General features: G+C 56.5%; 11 protein-coding genes. 4 read left to right on the top strand and 7 right to left on the bottom strand.

Annotation, left to right across the window (positions count from 1 at the left end; all coding sequences use genetic code 11):
• Positions 1 to 346: 346 nt before the first annotated feature.
• From CIC12_RS12940 to imuA, 3 genes are read right to left on the bottom strand one after another with little or no spacing between them, the layout of a single operon-like run.
• The gene (locus CIC12_RS12940) at positions 347 to 3496 is read right to left on the bottom strand and encodes an error-prone DNA polymerase (RefSeq protein ID WP_168664573.1); all 3150 of its coding nucleotides are present in this window, start codon (positions 3494 to 3496) and stop codon (positions 347 to 349) included.
• Between the two features lie 12 nt (positions 3497 to 3508).
• Positions 3509 to 4972: a Y-family DNA polymerase gene (locus tag CIC12_RS12935; RefSeq protein WP_168664496.1), complete on the bottom strand. Its 1464-nt coding sequence runs from the start codon at positions 4970 to 4972 to the stop codon at positions 3509 to 3511.
• Positions 4896 to 5609, bottom strand: coding sequence for a translesion DNA synthesis-associated protein ImuA (gene imuA / locus CIC12_RS12930; RefSeq protein ID WP_168664495.1), 714 nt, complete (start codon positions 5607 to 5609; stop codon positions 4896 to 4898). The genes CIC12_RS12935 and imuA overlap by 77 nt, the downstream gene beginning before the upstream one ends.
• 88 nt (positions 5610 to 5697) lie before the next feature.
• Here imuA and CIC12_RS33080 point away from each other — a divergent pair, with 88 nt between their 5' ends.
• From CIC12_RS33080 to CIC12_RS12915, 3 genes are all read left to right on the top strand, one after another.
• Positions 5698 to 5979 carry a hypothetical protein gene (locus CIC12_RS33080; RefSeq protein ID WP_168664494.1) on the top strand — a complete coding sequence of 94 codons (282 nt, stop codon included), beginning with the start codon at positions 5698 to 5700 and terminating at the stop codon, positions 5977 to 5979.
• 37 nt (positions 5980 to 6016) lie between these two features.
• The gene (locus CIC12_RS12920) at positions 6017 to 6976 is read left to right on the top strand and encodes an SOS response-associated peptidase family protein (RefSeq protein ID WP_168664493.1); all 960 of its coding nucleotides are present in this window, start codon (positions 6017 to 6019) and stop codon (positions 6974 to 6976) included.
• 191 nt (positions 6977 to 7167) lie between these two features.
• Complete coding sequence (locus CIC12_RS12915) at positions 7168 to 11304, top strand: hypothetical protein (protein ID WP_168664492.1); 4137 nt, start codon at positions 7168 to 7170, stop codon at positions 11302 to 11304.
• A gap of 1483 nt (positions 11305 to 12787) precedes the next feature.
• Here the strand turns inward: CIC12_RS12915 and CIC12_RS12910 are convergent.
• The 4 genes from CIC12_RS12910 to CIC12_RS12895 all read right to left on the bottom strand — a co-directional run bounded on the left by CIC12_RS12910 (position 12788) and on the right by CIC12_RS12895 (position 14999).
• Positions 12788 to 13282: an HAD domain-containing protein gene (locus CIC12_RS12910; RefSeq protein ID WP_168664572.1), complete on the bottom strand. Its 495-nt coding sequence runs from the start codon at positions 13280 to 13282 to the stop codon at positions 12788 to 12790.
• 22 nt (positions 13283 to 13304) lie between these two features.
• The gene (locus CIC12_RS12905; RefSeq protein ID WP_168664491.1) at positions 13305 to 13826 is read right to left on the bottom strand and encodes an HAD domain-containing protein; all 522 of its coding nucleotides are present in this window, start codon (positions 13824 to 13826) and stop codon (positions 13305 to 13307) included.
• A 14-nt stretch (positions 13827 to 13840) separates the two neighbouring features.
• The gene (locus tag CIC12_RS12900; protein WP_168664490.1) at positions 13841 to 14311 is read right to left on the bottom strand and encodes a hypothetical protein; all 471 of its coding nucleotides are present in this window, start codon (positions 14309 to 14311) and stop codon (positions 13841 to 13843) included.
• An 88-nt stretch (positions 14312 to 14399) separates the two neighbouring features.
• Positions 14400 to 14999, bottom strand: a complete 600-nt coding sequence (locus tag CIC12_RS12895) for a hypothetical protein (RefSeq protein WP_168664489.1) — start codon at positions 14997 to 14999, stop codon at positions 14400 to 14402.
• Between the two features lie 634 nt (positions 15000 to 15633).
• On the opposite strand from CIC12_RS12895, the gene CIC12_RS12890 reads away from it, so the two are divergent.
• Positions 15634 to 16113: a helix-turn-helix domain-containing protein gene (locus tag CIC12_RS12890; RefSeq protein ID WP_168664488.1), complete on the top strand. Its 480-nt coding sequence runs from the start codon at positions 15634 to 15636 to the stop codon at positions 16111 to 16113.
• Positions 16114 to 16223: the final 110 nt, after the last annotated feature.

Genomic DNA, 16223 nt, shown 5'->3' with positions numbered 1-16223 from the left:
GCTTTCGGAGCCCCCTATTGGTCAACTTGTCACCGGCTTCCTCGCGGTGTAGCGTTGCCGCGCCCACTTCCTGACGGATTTCCGGTCGTACTCGGCCAACTGCCCCGGAAAAGCTGTTCGGCGACCGGCCGCCACTTCCGCTCGATTTGGCCCCACTGGGCGAGCCCTTCGATGCGCCGCTCGAAGTGCCTCGAGCACCGCTTTGGCCGCTAACTGTTCCTTTGCTCATCGTAGCCTCCGCTAAACAGAAAAAGCAAAACCATCCTCCTGCGATGAGTCGAATTGCGCCTCGCACTCAACACCCACTACAACAATACTCCTCCCCGCGACAACCAGCGGTAGCTGGTCAGCAGAAATTTCGACTGACGGCTGTGAGCCCGCCGAGCAAGTGCGACAAATCGACGAGCCGTTGTGCCACCAGGTGGCGGACTTCACCCTCGCATTGCCACGTTCCGTACACGGCAAGCAGTGATGCCCCCAGTGCCTCCTGTCGAAACTTCTCCTGCAGCGACGGCCAGATAATGACGTTGACGTTGCCGGTCTCGTCCTCGATGGTCACGAACATTACACCCTTTGCCGTCCCTGGGCGCTGACGTACTGTGACCAAGCCACATCCGCGCGCAAGCCTCCCATTGCGGTATGTCATGAGCGTAGCCGCCGGCACAAGACGCTGTTCGAGAAGCACCGGCCTCAGCAGCGAAAGCGGATGCCGGCCAAGTGTGAGGCTCATCGAGTTGTAGTCGGCAACGACGTCTTCACCTTCCGAAGGCGCACCGAGCGCCGGCGTTTCATCATCCACCCGCGCATCAGCGAGGATATCGCGGTCGGGCACTGCAGCCACCGACGCCCAGAGTGCTTCCCGCCGGTTGCCGGCCAGTGACGACAAGGAGTTTGCTGCCGCAAGAACCTGAAGGTCTTTCCGGTCGAGCTGCGCACGTTTGGCGAGGTCACCGACACTAGCGAACTGCCTGACCGCCCTCGCCGCTTCAATCCGCTCTGCCGCGCCGTCCTTCATGCCCTTCAACAGTGACAAGCCTAGGCGTACCGCCGGTCTTGAGGAGGATTCGTGGTGGTCGAGGACTGAATCCCAGTTGCTGATAGTGACATCGGCCGGCAACACCTTCACACCGTGACGCTGCGCGTCCTGTATCAGCTGCGACGCAGAGTAAAAGCCGAGCGGCAGGCTGTTCAGCATCGCAGCAAGAAACGCCTCCGGCTCGTGGCACTTCAACCAGCTGCTTGCGTACACGAGCAAGGCAAACGACGCTGCGTGACTTTCCGGAAACCCGTATTCGCCGAAACCATGAATCTGCTGGAAGATGGATTCGGCAAATTCCTTTTTGTAGCCACGCTCCATCATCCCGTTGACGATGCGGTCGTAATATTTGTCGAGGCCACCCTTGCGCTTCCAGGCGGCCATAGCTCGACGGAGCTGGTCCGCTTCGCCAGGTGTAAAACCGGCAGCCAGGATGGCGACCTGCATCACCTGCTCCTGGAAAATTGGTACACCCAGCGTTCGGCCGAGCGCGACCTCGAGCGCTTCGCTCGGATACGTCACCGGTTCCACCCCCTGACGCCGACGCAGGTACGGATGCACTGCGCCACCCTGAATCGGACCAGGTCTCACGATGGCGACCTCGATGACGAGGTCGTAGAACTCACGAGGCTTCATGCGCGGCAGCATGCTCATCTGAGCGCGCGACTCAATCTGGAACACGCCTACGGTATCGGCACGAGAAATCATCTCGTACGTTGCCGCGTCTTCAGCGGGTATGTCCTGCATCTCGAAGCGCTCGCCGCGCTGCTCCGACACGATGTCGAGCGTGCGCCGAATCGCCGATAGCATGCCGAGCGCGAGAACGTCTATCTTCAGCAGGCCGAGCGCCTCAAGGTCGTCCTTGTCCCACTGAATCGCGGACCGGTCGGCCATTGCAGCGTTCTCGACCGGCACGAGTCGCGTGAGCTTGCCGCGACTGATGACGAAGCCGCCCGAGTGCTGTGACAGGTGTCGCGGGAAGTTGAGAATCTGCGCGGCCAGCTTCGCCCATAGACCAATGAGCGGATTCTCTGGGTCGAGGCCAGTCTCAGCGAAGCGTTGAAGCAGGTCTGCCGAATGGTCAAACCACTGGTGCGACTTCGCGACCTTATCCACAATCTGTGGGTCGATGCCGAGCGCCTTGCCGCTTTCGCGCAACGCGCCGCGCGGCCGGTAGGTCGATACTGCCGCTGCGATGGCCGCACGGTCCCGTCCGTACTTCCGGTAGATGTACTGGATTACTTCTTCGCGACGCTGGTGTTCGAAGTCCACGTCGATGTCGGGAGGCTCGCCGCGTTCTTTCGAAATGAATCGCTCGAAGAGCATGTTGCCCCGCGCCGGGTCCACCTCGGTCACCCCAAGGCAGTAGCAGACCGCGCTATTTGCAGCAGACCCGCGCCCCTGACACAGGATGTGCTGGCTGCGTGCGAAGCGAACGATGTCGTAGACCGTGAGGAAGTAGGCTTCATATTCCAGTTCACGGATAAGCTGGAGCTCGTGCTCAATCTGTTCCTGCACGGTGTGCGGAATGCCATCGGGATAGCGCCGGTGCGCACCAATGTACGTCTCCCGGCGTAGATACTCTTCATGGGTAAAGCCGTCCGGAACGAGCTCGTCCGGATATTCATACCGAAGCTCGTCGAGCGAGAAGTTGCATCGCTCGAGAATGTTGAGCGTTTCATATAACGCTCGGGCCGGGTACAGGTTGCCCAGCCGGAACCGCGAGCGCAGATGACCTTCTGCATTGGGCGCGAGGTCGTACCCACATTCAGCGACGGTCGTCCGCAGCCGGATTGCCGTCATTGTGTCCTGTAGCGGCTTGCGCGAACGGACATGCATGACTACATTGCCGGTCGCTACCACCGGCACGCGATACTGGTCAGCCACGTGTTCGACGATACCGCGATGTATGTCGTCCATCGCGCGCTGGTGCATGACGAGTCCAACCCATCCCCGTCCTGCGAACACATCGTTCATCCACTCGAGTTGAGCCGCTAGCACATCTTCTTTCGCGGGAAAATCAGGTACGAGAATGGCCAGGCAGTTCGGCATACCCCTCAGATGCACGTAGCCCTTCTCGGGCTTAGAGATGTCGTACGGGGTGAGCAGGTATTCGCCCTTTGTCGCCCGCATACGGCCCAGTGTGATGAGCTCAGAGAGGTTGCCGTAGCCCTCGCGATTCTGCGCTAACAGAATAAGGCCGAAGGCCGGTGTCCTGTCTGCATGCACGAGCTGGAAGTACGAACCGATGACCAGCGGCAGCATGTCTTTCTTTGCTTGGACATGAGCGCGGACCACGCCGGCGAGCGAGCACTCGTCAGTTATTGCGAGGCCCGAGTAGCCAAGCTGTGCGGCGCGCTGCACCAGTTCCTCCCCGTGGGATGCGCCACGGAGGAACGAGAAGTTTGTGAAGGCGAAAAGCTCCGCATAGTTCGGAAGCGTTGATGATGGGAAGTCCACGGGCACACCGTCTTATCCAAAGAGACCGTGCAAAAACCACCGCACTTCGTCTGTCTTGACGACGGGCCGTTCGCGGTAAATCCAGTAGCAGCTTTTGTCGGCGGCTTCGGCGACGTAGTAATCGCGCGTGACCGCTTCGCTGTCATGCCATCCCGCCTCAATACGCTCCCCGGTCGATACGAGCCTGAGCGGCGAGCCATAGAAAGGACGATGGCCTTTCATCATAAGCTTGATGGGCTCTTCAAGCAGCCAGGTCGGTCGTGGCAAACCAGCTGGAGGTCGATGCACCTTCGCATTGTTCTGAATGGGCACCCAGCGGTTCGCCATTTCCGGCCTGTGGTCGGACGTTGGTGCCGCGCGTTCAACGTTTTCCGAGCCTAGTCGGGCGACCAGCAGCTCAATCAACCGGTTGTGGTCTTCTGCCGAGCCCCCGGGGTCAGGAAACAGTGCGTCGCTCGGCGGCTCGGCGGGTTGCACACTGGATGCGGTCAGGCGAACTGCGAGCACCGCAGCGGACAGCTCGGTGCGCCCGAGGCGCTCCTTCAACAAACGAACGAGGTGCTCCTCGTGCCATGTGGGCTCTGCGAGCGCGATTTCGAGGATGGTCGGTTCAACGGCTTCGCGTCCACGCTCGTGTTCGAGCAATAGTGTGGCGTGGGTCAGCGCAAGCTGCTGCGCGCTGAGCCAGCCGCACATCTGAACGATAAGGCGTTTCGCTGAAAAAAGTATGGCTTCGGCATGCTCGACGCGGTCGGGGAGCTCATTTCGCGCACTGAATGTGGGCGGTATTTCGAGCCATTGATACAACTCGGGCGACAAACCATAGGCCCGGTCAAGCGCATCGAGCAAATCCACGCCGCAACGTTTCTTCAGCCCGGCGCGCGGCAAGCGGCGGATGTCGCCCAGCACCCGGCAGCCCAACCCCTGAAACCAGTCCGCGAACGAGCGAAGTTCCTGCACGACCGTGAACGGCAGCGCGCTCAGGTTCCGCTCAAGTGACGACATCTTGAGCACGCGGCACCGGCCTCGCTTTGCTAGCAGCCATGCCCCTTGACCAGTGGGCGCAACGCTCATGCGGATGGTCACGCCGATGGACTTCACGACGTCATACGTCAGTGCGCAGACGCGCCGGATACCACCGAAGAGGCGCAAGCTGGCCGTTACGTCCATGACGATAGTTTCTTCGTCGCACACCGCCACTTGCGGCGAGAAACGCAACAGACCGAATGCAACCTCGCGCTGCATTTCATGCTCCCGCTCGACGCTCCGGTCGTACATCAACGCGTCGGGCGATAGCGTAATTACGCCGCCCCGCTTCATTCCCGGCAACACACCAGCTTGCCGTGCCATCGAATCCATCACCACTACCTTGTCGCGCTCCAGCACGACGCAGCCGTGCTCAGTGCGAGGCGACCACCTCGGACGGAACACCTCCAGCGAAAGCCGGGGCAGGAAGATGGCGACGAACACGGCCATAGGGGCTCAGAAGAATCGGTGATGGTTGCAGGGTGATGGACAGTGCTTCGCTTTGTATTGGGCCCCGTCGCTTGACGACGTCGACGACGAGGCCGCCGTCAGCCGGTTTGACACCCAGCCGCAGCGTGGCGGGCGACGCGTCCTGCGCACTGGCCAAAGGCCGGATGACAACAAGGAGCGTTTCTGACGCCTGCGCCGCGAGATGTAACCGCCGCAGCGCTTCGGTCCGGATGTGCTGCTGCCACAAGATAAGCGCGCCGCAGCTCCTCGCCTGAAGCACGCGCTCTGCGCACCACAGCGCGTCGGCCATCTTCGGTGCCCGCAACCTGATGAGCCGCTCCATCGGAAGCCCGAGATACGAGAACCCCAGCGAATTTGGGACATGCGGAGGCTGCAGCAGCGCTATTGGTCGCTTGCCCAACTCTGCAAGCGCCGGATTCAGGAGCCGCATTTCGCCAATCCCTGGCTGCTGGACCAGCAGTTCCACCAGCGCACCCAACGGCCAACCCCCACCGGGCAGCTCGGCCGACAGGGCCGCGTAGCCGGTATCGACCGTCCTGCCGTGGGTACGCGCGAGTTGCGAACCGCGCCAAAGCGCGGGGTGAATCGACTCGACGTTTTGGAGCAAGGTGGCCATGGCACGGAATACTGTATGGATGTACAGTATCGTATATCAAAAACTCGGCCCGTGAAGGGACCCTTTTTATTTGCGACGGAAGACACTGATGGACATGCCTGTACGCAAGCACCCGATGCCTGAAATTGCGGCGTTTGTGACTGAATTGCGCCGAGCGTTCGGGGATGCGACCATTGACGAGGCTGTCGCCCGTGGCAAGGCTGGCGAGCAGACCTTCTTCGCCTGCGAAAACGGCCGGACAGTGGGCACGAAGGCAACGGAGACGGTGAACAACTGGCGAGTTGACGACAGCGTACGGGACCGACACTTCTGTCGGAATTGCGACGGGTCCTGCATCGGGACAGAGACCCGATGCAGTCAACGCAGATGATTTAGTCAGCTAATGGTGAAACAGATGAGGAGGACGCATGTGCTACTCGGCTCAGATTCACGCTGACTATCGACGGTACGTACGCACCTTCGGTGCACACATGGACATCGCGGAATTCGCACGGCTCTACTTCGAACGCGCAGAAGGCAGCAAGGCAAAGATTCCGAAAGCACTCGACGACTTTTTCCGCGACCCGCAGACGGATGGCGAGCGAGAGATAAGGCAGCTCATCACCGGATTCAACGCCGAGCAGGCGACGAAACTGGAGCAGGAACTCTTCAAGCAACGCGCCCGGCTCGCAGACGCCGAGCGTACGCTTCAGTCGAAGGTGACGAGAGCTGCAACCGAAAGCAAGCGCATCGCTACGGACAAAATCGAAGCGTCGCTGCGTCGCATTGAAGATATAAACCGAACCGAGTCAAAACCTCGTGACTCTCGTATCTTTCCCGGACACTACGCGCCGGTCCTCGTGATGAACAATGGCGAGTACGTTGTCAAGCCGATGCGATACCAGTGTCGGATTGTTGGTAAGCCTGCCAATTACGACGTGAAATATCCCGGCACGTACAACGCGCGCCGCGACAATCTCGAAGGATTCTGGAAGCCGTGCTTTGGACACATGCACGGAGTGATGCTCGTGGACGTATTCTACGAAAACGTCAGCAAAGCGAAGATGGAGGGGACATTGCTGGAGACGCACCAGAAGGACGAGAACGTCGTCTTGGAGTTTCGCCCAAGCAACGGTCAAGTAATGCACGTCGCCTGCCTGTGGTCTCGATGGAGCGCACCGGGAGAGCCGGACCTGCTCTCGTTCGCCGCTATCACCGATGAGCCCCCGCCGGAAATTGCGGCCGCTGGTCACGACCGATGCATCGTCCCCATCAAAAGGGAAAATATCGAAGCATGGCTGAACCCTAAAGTATCCAACCTACAAGCGATGTATGCCATTCTTGATGACAGAGACCGACCTTATTATGAGCACAGGCTAGCAGCTTGAGGCTCTGACACAATTCCAGAGGCACGCTAAATTAGGATAAAGGCCTTCACAACCAATTTAGTAGCGCTGCTTGTTGCCTTGTGCATCTGTGTGGAACTAGATACCGCAATGCAGTCACACGCATTGTCATTGCTCGGTTGGAAATTGGTCGAACGATATACTCCAAACTTAGGGACCAAACCGAAAATACTATGAGCTTAGAAACCCAATTGGATTTGTCACCCGATTTTCCTGTTTTAAATCGTCGTATTCGGGTCATTGGCGCACGCGCGCAAGATGAGCAAGAAGTCCGATTTGTTAGTGACCTCGTCAACTTCCCTTTTGTCGTCCTACTTGGCGAGCCTGGGAGCGGCAAGACGTCAACCTTAAGGGCAGAAGCAGCAAGAGATGGCTCCGTTGTTTATACGGCCCGGGAATTGATATTCAAGGCCGCCAAGCAACACACGCTCACAGTCGACAAGACGAAAATTCTCTACGTTGATGGCATTGATGAGTACCGAAGCGATGGTAATCCCACTGACAAAGCTTGGGACCTCACGGCTGCGATGCGCGACCTCAATGCGACTCGATGGCGCATTGCATGCCGCTCTGAGGATTGGCGAAGCGAAGCGGATATCAAACCCTTTCTCCAATTAAGCAATAACGAACCACCTTTGGTCGTTCAATTACAACCATTGCTCGGCGAGGAAGTGCTGGCCATACTGCGTCATCTCGGCGAGCGGTCACCGGAACAATTCGTAGAAACCGCAAATAGTTTCGGTGCCCATGGATTCCTGCAGACCCCACTCAGCGTAAAGCTTCTCCATAAAGCAGTAAGCCGAAACGTGGGCGTGTGGCCGTCAGGCAGATACGATTTGTTTCGCGCAGCAACCAATGCGTCGGCAGAAGAAGACAACGTCGACTATGAGGGACAGTCACGCCTCTCGACACAGCAACGGATTGCTCTTGCGAGCCAAGCGTGTCTCATACTGCTGCTGTCCGGTGCCGACCACATCTGGCGGTCCAATACAAGCAAGGCGAATGCACAAACCGAACAGTGCCTGCTGCTGGATGCCACTGACTTGGGATTAGAAAACATTGAACTCTCCGATATGCTCGACTGCTCGCTATTCAAGGGAGAAGGCAGGCGATTTGAGCCTCAGCATCGAACGATAGCGGAGTTTCTTGCCGGAAAAGCTCTGGCGCAAACAGTTTTGGGAGAAGACAACAAGGCTGCCTATCCACTCTCTAGAGCCATCGCGTTGATAAGCGGATTTGACGGTTGTCCGCCTACCGAACTACGCGGACTGTACGCCTGGTTTGCGACTCATCTCGCAGGTTCCGGAGACGTCGATGGAGCCCGTCGTTTAATTGAGTCAGACGCCTTTTCAGTACTAGCGTACGGAGATGCAGCCGCCCTCCCAGTCGAATTGAAGCGGGCGATACTTGAAAATTTGGGAAAAAACGACCCATATTTTCGTGCTTCGAGTGACTGGCAGGGCACCGAGACTATTGCACTTGGCGGACTGGCCACCGAAGAATTGGCGAGCGATTTTTCTCAGATTTTACAGGCCGGGCAAAACGAGGGACACGTTCTCGTTACCGTATTTGAAGTGCTATCCGCAGGCAGGCCCGTTACCTCACTTCGCCCGCTGCTACGAAACATTGTGCTCGATACGAGTCGACCAGCCTGGCAACGTATTCGAGCCGTTCGCGCATGGTTAAACCGTTCCGACATTTCCCAAGAGAGCGAGGACTTGCTCGCGGAACTTAAGAAAGAACCTTCTTCGATAGCACGGGAAAAGGTCCGGGTTCAGCTGGCTTTAGCGAAAGCCGCTGGTCCGCTTAATCCGAAAATCGTCAAGTCGATTCTATCGAGCTTCGAGGAATGCTCAGAAGACAACACCATTGGCCATTTGACCGATTTGCAATTGCGAATGGAAAGGGAGCCAACTCTTGGCCTATTTGACGAGCCATTCTCTTCATGGCGGAGCCAAGCGGAAGCACGACCTAGGTCAGGAGAGGTAGACCAAATCTTGGACCGCGTGTTAGCCGCCGCTATCCGTCAAAGCACGAATCTCGATGGCGCAACAATCTGGAAATGGATATGCAATGTGGACAAAAATATCTGGTCCGCCTTGAAACAAGAAAGCAGCAAGGCACTCACGGATTGGCTCGCAAAAGATGAAAAGTATGGAATCGAACTGTTTGATGCGATACTGTCATCGAACCCGAACCCAGACACTCCATGGCTTTCGGTAAACATTTACACGCACGTTGGGCGACGACACCCTTCTCCAGCACTGATACAGGAGCTTTTGCAGAAGGCCGATAAGGCGTCTTTGTCCAGCATCCGTCGTCGATACCTTTCTGCCGCTGTTGAGAGTTCTCGTACCCATGTATGTGAGAGTGATTTGTCTTTTTGGAGCGTCTACGAGGCACTCTCAAAGAATAACGAGTTCCCCGAGCTTCTAAGCAGGTTGATTCAAGATGAATGGAGCAAAGACCATCCCCGAAGTTCAGTGAAACGAACCGGCAGGTCTTCAGAAGATGCGCGCGTCGCTGCCTCATACGTCGACAAGTTCATGCCTGTGCTGTCCGAAATCGCGGCGGGCCATCAGGCAAACATATTGGGCTGGGCAGCACAGTTGTATTTCGCTAACCACGCGACACCCGAACCTTCCAGCGGTGTCAATCGTGTCGCCTACCATACAAACGAGTTAGTTGCCGCCGCAATAGTGACAGGCTTCCGCTCCGTCGCTTACGACAACGTCGGAAAATTTACCGCGACAGAACTCGGAATGCTGACGGCAGCAAATCAGTTTCGAGCCATTGAGTTGGCTGCTGTTGCGGGCATCGACATACTGCTCGATGCCAAAGAGCTTTCCACGCTTGATTCCATTTGCGTCGAAATTGCAATTTCGGCGCTACGGATGAGCCACTTCGTACAGTCCACAGAGAAGCGTCAACGTCTTGAGAGATGGGCCCGCTTTCGAATTTTCCGTTCTACAGATGTGGGCACTCGCGCTCTAACAGACTTCTGGCGGACTGCTCTCGCTGCCGGCGTAACTGACTTGGCTCTGATTTCTCAACTGATGACAGACGTCAACGAGGCGTCGCAGGTGGTTGGTAGTGTTATTGAAATTTTGCTGGTGGAGCATAAGAACACCCACGCAACTGTACTAAAACAACTAATGTATGCAGCGTCACATCTGTTGCCCACGACTCGGATTCTTGAACTTGCGAAAGAGATATCGAACGACCAATCAGTCCCACGTATAAATCGTGAAATGTGGAGATATGTACTCTTCTTTCTCAAACCCAAAGAATACGGTGAGCAATTCGTGCGCGACAACGAAAGCAAGGACCTTACCGCGCTGCTTGACTCGTACTCTGCGAGCGACCTAGCAAGTGTGCTGCCGCATGCTGACGTTTCCGAACGTATTGTTAAAGAGAACATCGCCATTCGTATGTTCGGTGCCCTCGTATCACCTACCGCTGAATTCGACGAAAACTCCGCTCAAGGACGCGCAAGACAGATAGTGCACCGGTCCATGCAATGGCTTTCGACGACTGGTGACAACACAGCGGGCGAGGTTCTCAGGAGCTTGGCCGATGAGCCATCTCTGGAAGATTGGCGTGGATTCATAATACATGCGCTTGCCAACTTCAATCGAAGGAAGCGTGACATTGGTTTTCTGCATCCTGCACCAAGTAGTATCAGGTCAGCGCTCGCTGGTGGCGCACCCGTGAATAGCTCAGACCTTTTTGCAGTGGTCGTGGAGGAACTCCGAAGACTATCTTCCGAACTCCGGTCCGACGACGTAACCCCTTGGAAACGCTACTGGAATGTTGATTCAAATGGGAAGCCAACCAGCCCACTAATCGAGAACGAATGTCGGGACAGACTTCTGGAGCGTATTCGCGACCGCCTGAGACCCTATAAAATTGTCCCGCCGATGCCCGAGGCGAGGCGTGCCGATGAAACACGAGCAGACATCATTTCCCTCACCGCGAGTGGCCACACAGTACCAATCGAGGCCAAACGGAACAACCATGAGGATGTCTGGACCGCAGCCGCAACACAACTGCAGGGCTACGCAAGTTCAGTCGGAGCCGATGGACATGGAGTTTATCTAGTTTTCTGGTTTGGGAACTCACCGAACAAGACTACATCGCGTCCAGACGGCTCTGACGGACCTATGACGGCGACGGAAATGGAAAAGATGCTGAAGGCAGATTTGCCCGCCGACATCTCGATAAAGACAGAAGTTATAGTCTTTGATGTTTCCGACCCCAGAAGTAAAGGAGCAAAGCCTCGCAAGCCGAGAAAGCCGAAAGCCGCTTAGCTGGTGCGACTCGGGGCAATCGCGCATTCCTAACCGAACGCCATTACAGGTGCTCGGACGACGGTCCAATTCTCCGTTTCGGAATACGGCGCGGTTACAGAGCCGCCCAGATACAAGGAGCACGCGTATGACTCGCGAACGACTATCAGCGGAAGTCCATTCGGTCACTGCCTTTCACGAGAGGACCGTTTGCTTCCATCAGTCGAGTAAGAGCTATTTTCCGTATCAGTGCGCGAATTCTCTTTGGAGGCTAGTCAGAATCATTCTTTTTCCGTCTCCTGACACTACGCGGGCGCGAGTCCGCGCTGACCTTCGGCTTCCCGTTGTTCCGAGGATGTTCAATCCCAGCCTCTCTGCTCCAACATTCGACCAGCCCGTCCGGCGCATAATGACTGTCGCCTGCGCCTGACGATGTGACCCCAGCGCTCGCCCAATCAGCTTTTTTTGTCTCGCATTCGGCTTGAAATCGTTCATCGGATTCCCCCTGTCTTTCGTGGAACCCGCAGCAGACCAACGACCCTTCGAGGGCCGCAGTGGTTGACCAATGTTTCGCGTGAGCGTCCGGGCTATTCGTTCCCGTCGTCATCGAAATTTCGACAAGACGGGAGGTTTTGGAACTCGTCTTCATAGCGACCAAGGCGGTCGGTCGCGCTCATCATCGCGTCGAGGCCCTGCTGCTGGGCCGCACGCGTTTAGCACGATACGCCTGCACCGCTGCAGCGGGAATCCATTGAGTCCATCAACGTCAACTCGAGCTGTTAGCGTGCCGTTCGCGACGATGCCACGCAAATATGGGCGTGAGACTAATAAGAGACGCTGCGGCGGGGAGCGTCACCTCTTCGCGTGTGGCTGTTACCGCATTTCTGTCGCAACAGTTTGGAATCAGTTCGGCCGTTACATCCGTCCACGCTTGACCATCGCCCAAGACCGATTCGACCTTATTGAATACATACTCTGCGTTGCTTTCCCATCCGCATGGTCCGACTAGCTGATACACTCGACCGCTCTGTGTACGCGCGGTGCGGGTCAGACAATTCAGTTCCCTTAGCTCTGAGCTCACACGGCCATCACGCGTCTTACGATGGTAGCCGACGAGGTGTTGTCCACCATTGGCGAACTGGCGAATCGACTAGCGTTCGAGCCAGACGATGTCCGAGACATCCGCAGAATCGAGCTAGATAGACACCTTTCCTCCATCATCCCTCCGTCCTACTACGACTCAGCCGCTGACCTCGCGTTTTGCTGCTGATATAGCTCGTCTCGAATGGCCTCCTTGAGCGCACGACCAATCACTGCGTTCGCCGTCGTCATCAGGTCCACATAGCGACGAGGGGTCATCTCTGCTACGAACGGAGCAAGGACGAGGTCAATTGCTTCGTACACTTGTCTTTCAAACCGTTTGCGTGGTCTACTCGTGCCTCTCGAGGCTATGCCCTCTCCACGCACCCTGGTTTTCTTGTGCCCGCCGGCCTTCCGCATCATATTAAGAGGCGTCCTTGAAATAGCGTTGTAGCCGCTCTCGGAATTGCTCGACAACTGCCAGGTCGCCTAGACCAACGTCTGTTTGACAGTGAACGAGCCTATCTCGCACCGCCTCGAACCCGTCGGCCCTGTCGTCAACAGCCAACCATCGCAGCGGTCTGTTTCTTCGAACGTAGTCGAGAACCTGTTCACCGCGAGTCAGCACCGGCCACAGTCGCGAGTCAAAATCGCAACCGTCGTAAGTCGCACCGACAACGCGCTCCTGTACACTCGAAGACGGCATTACCTTGCATGTCGCTTCAGTTCCAAAAACGAGCGACCAGTCGCTAGAAAGCACGATTTCGATGTCGGGATACGGAGATAAAAGGTCGTCGAGAATCGGCACATATTCGAACAGCTTTATGTAGGGCGAACTGCTCATAACCTGGTTGCCGGCGCGACGCGCGATGCCACGATGGAGCACGCCGTCGATATCAAGAAACAGAACATCCCGCATTAGACCACCCGTCATTGCCCGTTTATCGGAACTGCTCTGCGAGGCGAACCCTCAAGACTTTTTGAGTTTCGACCTCGCCCAGACCAAACCTTTCGTCGCATCTGACAACATGAGAGAGATGTTGGCCAAGGCCGTTAATGTCATCGTCTATCGCGAGCCAATTCGTCAGGCGGTTAGTCCAAACATAGCGCAGTATTTGCTCACCTCGTGGCCTCAATGCCCAAGTTCCAGCGTCGGCATACTGCGAGTGATAGGTCGCCCCAACAACGCGCGCCCTGAGCCCGGTAGGCAACGCATCTCTCGCTCGCTGGTAACCCAAAATGGGTACCCAGGATGTCGAAAGTACTATTTGCACATTGCCGTACGGGTCGAGAACATCTGCAAGAATTGGCGCAAATTCGAAAAGTTGAATCGATGGAGAGTTAGCAGTAATGCCTCGCCGTGTTCGGATAGCACTGAGTCTGTGCAGTACACCGTCGAAGTCGAGAAATAACACCTGTCGACCCAGCTCCAGTTTGCAGATGCTGCCGTTGTTGCCATTCATAGCATTGGCTGAATTCAGACTCTGTCTTGAGCCGCATCATTCAGTCCCTGTTCGGCATTGGTCACGCTTGCAATACGTACGGATATGTTCCCGAGTTGGCTCACGGTCAGCGGCGTGTCTATCTCGACGTAAGCGCTAATTGACCCGAGATACTCGCTCTCATCCCACAAAACCCCGCGCCCATCCTCGAAATCAAGGATGTACATGTTCGTGTCTGGCACTTCTCTAACGGCTGTTACTCGCCGAACCGACATATCTCGGCCCACCGCCTTAGAACAGAAGTACACAATGGGTGTAGCCGAGTTTGCTTTCGCCAGCAGCGTTCGAACGCTCGCGTAAGTGTGTGCGATAAATGCATTCTCAACGGCACCATCTTTCGGTCCACCGTAGCGCACATGGAAAAATGCGTCATGCGAGACTCGCACGGGCAATAGTGCATGCTGTGTTACGGTCGCGCGCTGCCAAGCAACGACATGTTCTTCCATCAATGAATTCCTACCTTGTCGAGGATAAGCAGTTAATTCGCAGCTCCGCATGAAGTCGCGATAGAACCAACATCCGGTAACTTCTCCGTCACCGTTCACCTAATAATGCTCGAAGACTTCTTTGAAACTGCGAATCCTCACTTGCACGCACACGGGAGAGAATTCGACTGGCCCGCCGAAGAGCAAGCGCTGACGCCGTTGCCTGCAGAATGTCGTCCTTGGTTAACGGGCGAGCTGCCGGGTCACCGATTGAACGCAGACGGGCACGCAAAGCTGACTGCGCGTCTTGGTCAAATCCGCGCTGGCCGTCGACGTCAATTCTTCGTTCATCGGTACGCGACGAGAACTCGAACTCTGGCGACGCTAATACCACGTATGGCTCCGAGCGATTCGACATGTAGTCCAACACCGCCTCCTCTTTCCTATCTGCTAGCGTACTAACGACATTCACCACGCGACTACCCAACCGGGCGAACGCCTGCCGTATGGATTCGAGGTCGTAATAAAGGGGCCACGCATTGCCAGCCACGATGACCGCTCCTGGAAAATCACTGAGCGATGCTTCTAACCGCAAAACATCGCCTTCGAGCGAACGCATGTTTGCCTTCTCGCCGTGAGATTTCGGCACGATGCAATACGGGCGCAGCGGACCGAGAGCGCCGCTCATGCAAAAGAACACGTAGACCACTTTCTTCCATCTCCCAGCCTCCCCCATGAATTTGCGAGGTGGCCACCAACCGCTTCCGAACGAAGCTTTCATTTTCGGCAATTCGCAATCGACCCTCCGATTGCTGGATGACGGACTGCTCGACTCCGCTGAGGCGCTCCTGTTTGTGCGTCCCACGCAGTCCATATCTATTGCATCTTCCCCTTGCGCCCATATGGCGGTCGTCGGTAACCGGATGAATTTGCGCACGACACCATGCCCCAAACACAAGTGAGCAGAATTAAGTCAAGTGCGCGACGCACGAACGGTCGCCACGCTCCCCGGCCTGAGAAAACATGCACCGACGAATACCCTCCTCGCGCATACAGCTTCGGAAGCCATACTGGTCCCGCTCAACGCACGCGCCGTGACGGCCCGCAAACCGTCGCCATGACACGGCCGCCTCCCGTCGAACGTGAGAGCAGTACGAGTTTTCAATTGCCTTCGAAACCGTAAGGCGACGTTGTCAGTCGCGAATAGCTCGGGGAAGCCACAGCCCACATCTCGGACTGCAGAGACGCCAAGCGACCTCATTGTATATTTATATGCGTGCTAATTTCACGCGTACTTATCTTGAATAGTAGATAAGTATGCCGAGGCACGCCAAAGTGCCGGCATGCCAACATTAGATGACGCAGTCGCGCTCGGGATTTCCGAGAGACTTCAAAAAATTCGAAAACGCAGGGGCTTTTCGCAGGACGACTTGGTTGCGAAGGCGTCGGTGTCCAGAGCGAATTTGACAGCGCTTGAGCAGAATCGGCACGCCAACCTTCGCCTGACCACTCTGGTCCGCTTCGCGGCACAACTGGAGGTCGATGTTTTGGATTTTCTGTCTGACCGGCCGGAAAAAGAGCAGCGTCCTGAGAGTCAGGAGCCACTCACGCGGATTATTGCTAATGTAAAAGCGTTCCGGGCGGCACGAGGCCTTAGCCAAGAATCGCTGTCAGTTGAAGCGAGCAGGTTCCGTACGTATGTCGGGCGACTGGAGAATCGAAAGGCAAATCCCTTGGTGGTTGATTTGCAGGACCTTGCAAAGGCGCTAGGTGTCGCGATTCCGGATTTGCTGCAGCCCGCGCAGCCGAAAGAGACCCGTTAAAAATCCACCCACTCGCTTCGACCAGCCGCAGTTTGTCTGAAATCACTCACGAGATAGATGCACGTCAACAGTGACCCTCATTCACACGGAATTGGTCGTTAGTTACCGAA

The sequence above is a fragment of the Paraburkholderia sp. SG-MS1 genome, assembly GCF_012275575.1.
Classification (GTDB): Bacteria; Pseudomonadota; Gammaproteobacteria; order Burkholderiales; family Burkholderiaceae; genus Paraburkholderia.
This window is presented reverse-complemented; position numbering and strand designations above follow the sequence as displayed.

Excerpts from the sequence above, each read along its gene's own strand:
- CIC12_RS12935 (WP_168664496.1), bottom strand. The coding sequence starts at position 4,972 with ATGGCCGTGTTCGTCGCCATCTTCCTGCCCCGGCTTTCGCTGGAGGTG.
- imuA (WP_168664495.1), bottom strand. The coding sequence starts at position 5,609 with ATGGCCACCTTGCTCCAAAACGTCGAGTCGATTCACCCCGCGCTTTGG.
- CIC12_RS33080 (WP_168664494.1), top strand. The coding sequence starts at position 5,698 with ATGGACATGCCTGTACGCAAGCACCCGATGCCTGAAATTGCGGCGTTT.
- CIC12_RS12920 (WP_168664493.1), top strand. The coding sequence starts at position 6,017 with ATGTGCTACTCGGCTCAGATTCACGCTGACTATCGACGGTACGTACGC.
- CIC12_RS12915 (WP_168664492.1), top strand. The coding sequence starts at position 7,168 with ATGAGCTTAGAAACCCAATTGGATTTGTCACCCGATTTTCCTGTTTTA.
- CIC12_RS12910 (WP_168664572.1), bottom strand. The coding sequence starts at position 13,282 with ATGCGGGATGTTCTGTTTCTTGATATCGACGGCGTGCTCCATCGTGGC.
- CIC12_RS12905 (WP_168664491.1), bottom strand. The coding sequence starts at position 13,826 with ATGAATGGCAACAACGGCAGCATCTGCAAACTGGAGCTGGGTCGACAG.
- CIC12_RS12900 (WP_168664490.1), bottom strand. The coding sequence starts at position 14,311 with ATGGAAGAACATGTCGTTGCTTGGCAGCGCGCGACCGTAACACAGCAT.
- CIC12_RS12890 (WP_168664488.1), top strand. The coding sequence starts at position 15,634 with ATGCCAACATTAGATGACGCAGTCGCGCTCGGGATTTCCGAGAGACTT.